Source organism: uncultured Salegentibacter sp. (assembly GCF_963972535.1).
Classification (GTDB): Bacteria; Bacteroidota; Bacteroidia; order Flavobacteriales; family Flavobacteriaceae; genus Salegentibacter.
This window is the reverse complement of sequence record NZ_CAXAVR010000197.1, coordinates 1-2,406: the sequence shown is the minus strand read 5'-3', so window position 1 is coordinate 2,406 and position 2,406 is coordinate 1. Positions and strand designations below refer to the sequence as shown.

The 2,406-nt window shown below is 36.8% G+C and carries 3 protein-coding genes; 1 reads left to right on the top strand and 2 read right to left on the bottom strand.

The window, feature by feature from the left end; all coding sequences use genetic code 11:
* The coding region (locus AACZ30_RS13740) for an amino acid racemase (RefSeq protein WP_339650083.1) at nt 1-464 on the bottom strand (464 nt) is incomplete at its 3' end.
* Between the two features lie 21 nt (nt 465-485).
* Nucleotides 486-719 (bottom strand): cation transporter, encoded by a 234-nt coding sequence (locus AACZ30_RS13735; protein ID WP_075327476.1) that lies wholly within the window; start codon nt 717-719, stop codon nt 486-488.
* A gap of 205 nt (nt 720-924) precedes the next feature.
* Here AACZ30_RS13735 and AACZ30_RS13730 point away from each other — a divergent pair, with 205 nt between their 5' ends.
* A complete protein-coding gene (locus AACZ30_RS13730; RefSeq protein WP_339650081.1) occupies nt 925-2,307 on the top strand; it encodes an MATE family efflux transporter in 1,383 nt (460 codons plus the stop codon).
* Nucleotides 2,308-2,406: the final 99 nt, after the last annotated feature.

Genomic DNA, 2,406 nt, shown 5'->3' with positions numbered 1-2,406 from the left:
CTGTGGGTTTCATCAATATGTTCCTGCGATGGAATTATAGTTTCAATTTGGTGGTTTTTCTTAAGTCTACCCTGAAGAAAATCGCCCGTCATTGTTGGTTTTGTTCCCAGCAAGCCAAGTTTTTTAAAATCTTTCTGTTTTGCTTCTTTAGCTATTGCATCGGCAATATGAAGAATGGGAATATCAATTTTTGGTTGCACAAAATCGTAAACCAAATGCGGAGTGTTGGCACAAATAATTATAGCGCCGGCACCGGCATTTTCCAGTTTTTGAGCAATTTCTAAATATGAATTTTTAATTTTTTCGGGATCGTTTTTACGCATCAACTTTACATTGAGGCTGTATAAAAGAAGCGGCGGATTTTGCTGCTTCCCAATTTCTTCGCCTACAAGCTCATTTAAAAGTCGGTAATATTCTATGGTAGAGTGCCACGAGGTACCACCAATCATTCCCAGTAAATTCATAAATTTTAGTTTTTCCCTAAATTATGCAATTTTAAGGTTTTCGTTAAATTCTTCTTCTTTTTCTTTATGTCGAAATGAACTTAAAACCCCCACAGCTTCTAGAGCCGCAAATTCTGAATTATAGGTAAATGTGATTTTAGACGCTTCTGAATCTGCATAAATATCACAAATGTCTTTAATTTTAGAAAGTTCTTTGGTAATGTATGTTATGCAATTACCAACATTAAGTTCTTCCAGTAACATGGTAGCTTTCATAATTTCTGATTTTAATTTACTACAAATTTAAAGGCAGGACTCGGTAAATTTTATGAGGAAAATCAGTTTAAGCTATTTTACTTGAGAAAACCAGGGCTTCTTTCTTACTTTTGCAAATTACTTTTTAAAAAAACCTGATAAAATAATGCCTAAGTAAGAGATTAAAATTTTCTTACCGGGAAGAATTTTTTAAAATTTAAAGAAATTGCGCAAGAAAAGGCAACCCATAAAATATACCGAAGGCAGAATTTTTAGTTCCCTGGCCAACCTGGCCTGGCCTATAATTCTGGCTAATATTTTACAAACCGCTTACCAGTTAATAGATACTTTTTGGCTGGGAAGACTGGGTGCCAATGCCGTAGCTGCGGTGAGTATTAGTTTTCCTATACTTTTTCTTATTCTCTCATTGGGCGCCGGTTTAACCCTTGCGGGAACAGTGATCGTTTCTCAATATAAAGGTGCTGAAAATCAGGACCAGGTTAATTACAGTTCTTCACAAACTGTTTTTGTAATATTTTTTATTTCGGTTTTACTGGCTATTGTAGGCTATTTTTCGTCAGAACCATTAATGAAACTCATAGGCGCAGGCCCCGAAATTTTAAGCGATTCGGTAAGTTATTTTAAAGTATCGTCTCTGGGCTTTATTTTTCTGTTTATGTTCTACGTTTTTCAGTCACTTATGCGGGGCATTGGTAATGTGCTGCTGCCCATGTATATTGTTCTTGCTACCGTATTTCTTAATTTAATTTTAGATCCGCTTTTTATATTTGGTTTGGGTCCTATTCCCGGGTTTGGAGTAGCAGGAGCTGCTGTTGCCAGTGTAATTACCCAGGGTATATCGGCCTTAATAGGATTACTTATTCTTTTCCGCGGAAATAAAGGTATAAAAATTAGTTTTAGCAGAATGAAATTCGATTTTAGCTGGACCCGAAGTATGTTCAATATTGGGATTCCTTCCAGTATAGAAATGTCTACCAGAGCCGGCGGTATGACGGTTATGGTTATGCTGGTAACCAGTTTTGGAAGTGAAGTAGTAGCGGCTTACGGTATTGGAAGCCGGGTTCTAAGCCTTATTGTAGTACCCGCGCTTGGTTTTGCTATTGCAACCACCACTTTGGTAGGACAAAATGTTGGCGCCGGAAAAATAAAACGCGCTGAAAAAATTGGAAATCTAAGTGCTAAAATTGCCTTTTTTGGGCTCACGGGAATAGGGATGGTTCTTTTCTTTTTAGCTGAACCAATTACTGCCTTTTTTGTGCCTAACGATCCCGGCGTGATTAGGGACGGTTCTTTGTTTATTAAAATTATGGCACCCAGTTTTGGAGTGCTCGGTGTACAGCAGGTTCTAAATGGTGTTTTTAATGGCGCCGGATTTACTAAAGCTTCTTTGCTAATTTCTGTATTTGCCCTTTGGATTGTGAGATTTCCTACTGCTTTTATTCTGTCTAATAATACCGATCTTTCTTTTGAAGGAATATGGTGGGCGTTCCCAATCTCTAACCTAATCGCGGCAATTGTAGCTTTCACTTATTATAAAATGGGTTATTGGAAATTAAGAACTATTCGTTACCGGCACCGCCAACTTTAAATTTTTAGTTTTCTGAATTATTGTCCTGATAAAAAATAAACACCAATTGTAACTAATCAGTGTCTAATATAGTTGTTTTAAAAGCATGACAAAAAGACT